This is a genomic window from uncultured Corynebacterium sp., from assembly GCF_945649885.1.
Classification (GTDB): domain Bacteria; phylum Actinomycetota; class Actinomycetes; order Mycobacteriales; family Mycobacteriaceae; genus Corynebacterium.
On the sequence record NZ_CALZFS010000155.1, the window covers coordinates 1 to 5,077 of the forward strand.

General features: G+C 59.6%; 5 protein-coding genes. 4 read left to right on the plus strand and 1 reads right to left on the minus strand.

Annotated elements, in window-relative coordinates; genetic code table 11:
- The 3 genes from xseA to Q0M74_RS12820 all read left to right on the plus strand — a co-directional run.
- The coding region (gene xseA, locus Q0M74_RS12810) for an exodeoxyribonuclease VII large subunit (protein WP_293955075.1) at positions 1 to 912 on the plus strand (912 nt) is incomplete at its 5' end.
- Between the two features lie 15 nt (positions 913 to 927).
- Positions 928 to 1,179, plus strand: a complete 252-nt coding sequence (locus Q0M74_RS12815; RefSeq protein ID WP_293955077.1) for an exodeoxyribonuclease VII small subunit — start codon at positions 928 to 930, stop codon at positions 1,177 to 1,179.
- Positions 1,180 to 1,271: 92 nt separating this feature from the next.
- The gene (locus Q0M74_RS12820) at positions 1,272 to 3,170 is read left to right on the plus strand and encodes a VWA domain-containing protein (protein WP_293955079.1); all 1,899 of its coding nucleotides are present in this window, start codon (positions 1,272 to 1,274) and stop codon (positions 3,168 to 3,170) included.
- On the opposite strand, the gene Q0M74_RS12825 is transcribed toward Q0M74_RS12820, so the two are convergent.
- Positions 3,167 to 3,739, minus strand: coding sequence for a DUF4245 domain-containing protein (locus Q0M74_RS12825; protein ID WP_293955080.1), 573 nt, complete (start codon positions 3,737 to 3,739; stop codon positions 3,167 to 3,169). The genes Q0M74_RS12820 and Q0M74_RS12825 overlap by 4 nt on opposite strands.
- A gap of 223 nt (positions 3,740 to 3,962) precedes the next feature.
- On the opposite strand from Q0M74_RS12825, the gene glpX reads away from it, so the two are divergent.
- The gene (gene glpX / locus Q0M74_RS12830) at positions 3,963 to 4,970 is read left to right on the plus strand and encodes a class II fructose-bisphosphatase (RefSeq protein WP_293955082.1); all 1,008 of its coding nucleotides are present in this window, start codon (positions 3,963 to 3,965) and stop codon (positions 4,968 to 4,970) included.
- Positions 4,971 to 5,077: the final 107 nt, after the last annotated feature.

The window sequence follows — 5,077 nt, forward strand, 5'->3', positions numbered from 1 at the left end:
ATCGGCGAGCTACTCGCCCGGATCGAGGAACTGCGCAAGACCCTGGCTACCGAAGGGCTCTTTGATCCCGCCCGCAAGAAGCGTCTCCCCTTCCTCCCCAACTGTGTCGGTTTGATCACCGGACGTGGCTCGGCTGCGGAACGTGATGTGCTCAGCGTGGCGCGCGACCGCTGGCCAGAGGTGAACTTCCGGGTCATCAACACCGCGGTCCAGGGAGCATCTGCCGTGTCGGAGATCGTCTCCGCCCTGGGCGAACTGGATCAGGACCCAGCTGTGGACGTGATCATCATCGCCCGCGGTGGTGGTTCCGTGGAAGATCTCCTCCCCTTCTCTGAGGAAGCCCTCCAGCGCGCGGTGGCAGCAGCCCAGACCCCGGTGGTCTCTGCGATCGGGCATGAGCCGGACACCCCGATCCTGGACAACGTCGCGGACCTGCGTGCAGCAACCCCCACGGACGCAGCCAAGCGCGTGGTTCCTGATGTCAATGAGGAACGCCTACTCATCCGCCAGCTACGCGACCGCAGTGCCGCAGCCCTGCGTGGCTGGGTGGCACGTGAACAACAGGCACTGGCCTCCGTCCGCACCCGCCCGGTGCTGGCTGACCCCATGACACCGATTGTGCGCCGACGCGAGGAGATTGAACGTGGCGTCGCCCTGCTGCGCCGCGATATCAACCACCTGCTGCTCACCGAACAATCCACGGTGGCCTCACTGCGCGCCCAGGTCGCAGCACTGGGTCCCTCTGCCACACTGGCCCGCGGGTATTCCGTGGTCCAGGTGCTCCCCCGCGATGGCACCCCACCTGAGGTTGTCACCACCATTGAACAATCCCCACCCGGCAGCCAGCTGCGCATCCGCGTCGCCGACGGCTCCATCACCGCTGCGGCCATGGGCACGCAGAATGCCAACTAAAGGAGATACAACAACATGACCAACCCTGATGTCATCGGATCCGGCACCGGCAACTACTCTTTCGAACCCGTGGACACCCTGTCCTATGAACAGGCCCGCGATGAGCTGGTGGAGATCGTCAAAATCCTCGAACTCGGCCAGATGGGCCTTGATGAGTCCCTGAAGTACTGGGAACGCGGGGAAGACCTGGCACGTCGCTGCGAGGAACACCTCGCAGGAGCCTCCAAACGCGTGGAGCAGGCACTGGGTGACGCCGGGAAAAGTTAATAGAACAGCAACAATTACTCTCCCCTGAATGCGGGTCCTGCTCCCCTGTGTCACAGTGCTATGTAATTGCAATCACAATAGTGGGAGGCGTCATGTCCGCATTCAAGAAGATCCTGGCCGGGGTGACCGCGCTCTTCCTTATGTTCGCGTCATTACCGGCCACAGCCCAGGAAATCGGCACTCCCACCATGGTGGTTCTGGATAATTCTGGTTCCATGACCGCTGATGATGCCGGCGGCCAGACCCGCATTGACGTGGCCAAGCAGGCGACTACCGCGCTTATCGGCGACCTCCGCGCAACCACCCCGCTGGGGCTAACCTATTACGGGGGCAACACCGGTGAGACCGCCGCCGATCACGAGCAGGGTTGCCGGGACGTCACCCTGGTCCGTGGGCCGGAGCTTGACGACACTGAATCACTGCAGGAAGCCGTGGACGCGCTGGAACCACGGGGCTTTACCCCCATCGGCAGGGCACTGCAGGACAGTGCCGGGGAACTTCCCGACGGCGGTACCATCGTGCTGGTTTCTGATGGCATCGCCAACTGCACCCCACCTGATGTCTGTGAGGTTGCCGAAGATCTTGCCGAAGCCGGGGTAGACCTGGTGATCAACACCATCGGATTGAATGTGGATGAGGCAGCACGCGCTGAACTGGAATGCATCGCCGGCGCAGCTGGTGGGACCTACACCGATGCCAGGGACGCAGACTCCCTCACCGAAGCACTCAAACGTGCCACCACCCGCCAGTATGTGACCTATGAATCACACCTGGACACCATTGAAGGCAGTCTAGAGGAAGATCAGGCGACCATGGTTCCAGAAGATATTGAGAGTTTCTCTACCAATCTCCCTCCTTCTGATGAACCTGAGAACATCATTTCCGGGGGCAAATCCGTGTACTGGCGCATCCCGGTACCTGAAGGTGAACGGATCAATGTCTCGGTCAACACCGTGGAGGACCCCACGGTACTAACATTCCTACCTGGATTATTCGGGCTGCGGGCCGATCTGCAGTCCAGCAGCGCTGATATCCCCGGTGTCCATGATCTGTGCACCCACCGCTCCACCACCGATGATTCAGCACTCACGGTGGTCGGTCCCCAGACGGCCTCTGTCATCTCTGAGGTCTCCGGCTCTGACAACTGCGAAGATGCTGAGATGATCCTGGAGGTGGAACGCAAGGGTGAATACCGCGCTGATTCAGATCTTCCGGTGGAGATCACCATCACCCGATTCGGAAAGGTCAATGACTCCACCGTTGGCAGTTCCACCGAAGTGGTCAAGGATGCAGGTCTTCCCGCAGCTGCTGATGAGGATGAACCGGTGGACACCACGCCCGGGATTTGGTTCGATGACGCCGCTAAGCTGGATGCCGCGGGTATGAAGGTCACCACGGACATTGTTGCCGGTGAAACACACTTCTACAAGGTTCCGGTCGGCTATGGGCAGATGCTGCGTGGCGGCATCCGGGCAGTATCCAACCAGGAGGAGGACACCGGCGAGAACACCATCGGTGATGCCCTCCACCTCAATGCCTATAACTCTGCGCGTGCCGCGGTGCGCCTCACCAAGGACAAACCCTCATCACGGGTGTCAGAGAATTTTCATGAATTCTCCCACTTCTCCCCCATCAGCTACGGCAATCTGGAGGGCACCGGCCAGACAGGTGATACCTGGCTGGGCGGCGAACAGTACCTGGCTGTCACTTACATGCCCTTCAGCGAAGATGAAGATATCTCCGCGGATCAGCAGTTGAGCACGCTGCACTATGAACTGGTGATGGATGCTGCCGGTGAAGTGGTGGAGGGGCCGGAGTTTGTTGAATCAGCATCAGCATCAACTGAAACTTCCATATCCACTGAGACGACCACCGCAGCGCAGGAGGATGAGGATTCCAGCCTCTTCACCAAGGTGGCAGCCGGAGCCGGGCTGGTGCTGATCATCGGGCTGATCGTGGCCTTCTTGATGCGGGGCAGGAAACGTTCTTAGTCGTCCAGGGGCTGTGCTGCGATGGCTGATGAGATGAGTTCATTGAACTCCTCATCAGTTGCAGCGCCGGAGAGCAGGATGCGGGCATCTTCAAGATCAACCACACGCAGGTCACGGACCTCACTGTCCTCGGAGACAAAGATCTCCACGGTATGGCCATCAAGGCCATAGGATTCAGAGAAGTCACGCCAACGGCCGTCATAGCCTTCCACAGCATCCTGGACGGTTTCCCCGCTCTGGGTCAGCTGGATGTAGCCGGTGTCCTCAGTGATATATCCGATCACGGGTGCCGGGGTGTCATCCACCATGGAACGACGCGCTGAGTTGGTGACCCACCCTTCAGGGATGGCAGGCTCACGCACGGCGAACTCCATGCCGCGGGCCTCCATGGAAATAAATGTTGAAGCATCAACCTCGGGGACCTGCCCCTGTTCCGGTGCACCCGGGTTCCACGTACACATGCCGGTGAAGCCCACTGCCCCCACCATCACAACACCAGTGACGATGAGAGACAGGATGATGTCCCTGCTTCCCTGAAAAATTCTCGGTCGATTGTCAGCCACCCGCATAGTATGGCATGAAAATAGCCCCTCCCCCTCTTTCGGGTGCGGTAAAACCAAACGTCAGGACAAAAAGGTGCAAGAATAGACAACGTATCGGTTCAGTCCACTTTGTCTATAACCGTGCCCATTTTTCCATAGAACGACGCCCTGACAGCGCAGACCACCACCACTTTTGATGGTTTCGCGCCGGAAGGGCAGGTAACTTCAGCGCCCTCAGGAGGCCAAAAACATGAACGCACATCACCCAGAACAGCCGGATCGTAACCTCGCAATGGAACTGGTGCGGGTTACGGAAGCAGCCGCACTGGCATCCGGACGTTGGGTTGGTCGCGGGATGAAGAATGAGGGCGATGGCGCCGCAGTTGATGCCATGCGCAAGCTCATCAACTCCGTGACTATGAAGGGCGTCGTTGTTATCGGCGAGGGCGAGAAGGATGAAGCCCCGATGCTGTACAACGGTGAAGAGGTCGGCACCGGTTTCGGTGCTGAGGTTGACATCGCCGTAGACCCGGTCGACGGCACCACCCTCATGGCAGAGGGCCGCCCCAATGCCATTTCCGTTCTTGCAGCTGCAGAGCGTGGCTCCATGTACGACCCATCTGCCGTCTTCTACATGAAGAAGCTGGCTGTCGGCCCAGATGCTGCCGGCAAGGTGGACATCGAAGCACCTGTTGCCCACAACATCAACGCTGTGGCCAAGGCCAAGGGCGTTGCTGCATCTGACGTGACCGTCATGGTCCTCGACCGCCCACGCCACATTGAGCTCATCGCTGACATCCGTCGCGCCGGTGCCAAGGTCCGTCTGATTTCTGACGGTGACGTTGCCGGCGCTGTCGCGGCAGCCCAGGACTCTAACTCCGTGGACATGATGCTGGGCACCGGTGGCACCCCAGAGGGCATCATCACCGCCTGCGCCATGAAGTGCATGGGTGGAGAAATTCAGGGCATCCTCGCTCCGATGAATGACTTCGAACGTCAGAAGGCCAACGAAGCCGGTCTGAAGCTGGACACCGTCCTGCACACCAATGACCTGGTTTCTTCCGATAACTGCTACTTCGTGGCAACGGGTGTGACCAACGGTGACATGCTCCGTGGTGTGTCCTACCGTGCCAATGGTGCAACCACCCGTTCCCTGGTCATGCGCTCCAAGTCCGGCACCATCCGCCACATCGAGTCAGTCCACCAGCTTGCCAAGCTGCAGGAATACTCCGTGATTGATTATAGCGTGCAGCCTTAATCCCCCACGCTCCACAACGCCATCTTCCCCACCAGGGGAAGGTGGCGTTTTTGCGTTCCCCACCCCTGAAACCCCTGCGCAACTGTCGACTCCACTCCGGATAATCC

Excerpts from the sequence above, each read along its gene's own strand:
- Q0M74_RS12815 (WP_293955077.1), top strand. The coding sequence starts at position 928 with ATGACCAACCCTGATGTCATCGGATCCGGCACCGGCAACTACTCTTTC.
- Q0M74_RS12820 (WP_293955079.1), top strand. The coding sequence starts at position 1,272 with ATGTCCGCATTCAAGAAGATCCTGGCCGGGGTGACCGCGCTCTTCCTT.
- Q0M74_RS12825 (WP_293955080.1), bottom strand. The coding sequence starts at position 3,739 with ATGCGGGTGGCTGACAATCGACCGAGAATTTTTCAGGGAAGCAGGGAC.
- glpX (WP_293955082.1), top strand. The coding sequence starts at position 3,963 with ATGAACGCACATCACCCAGAACAGCCGGATCGTAACCTCGCAATGGAA.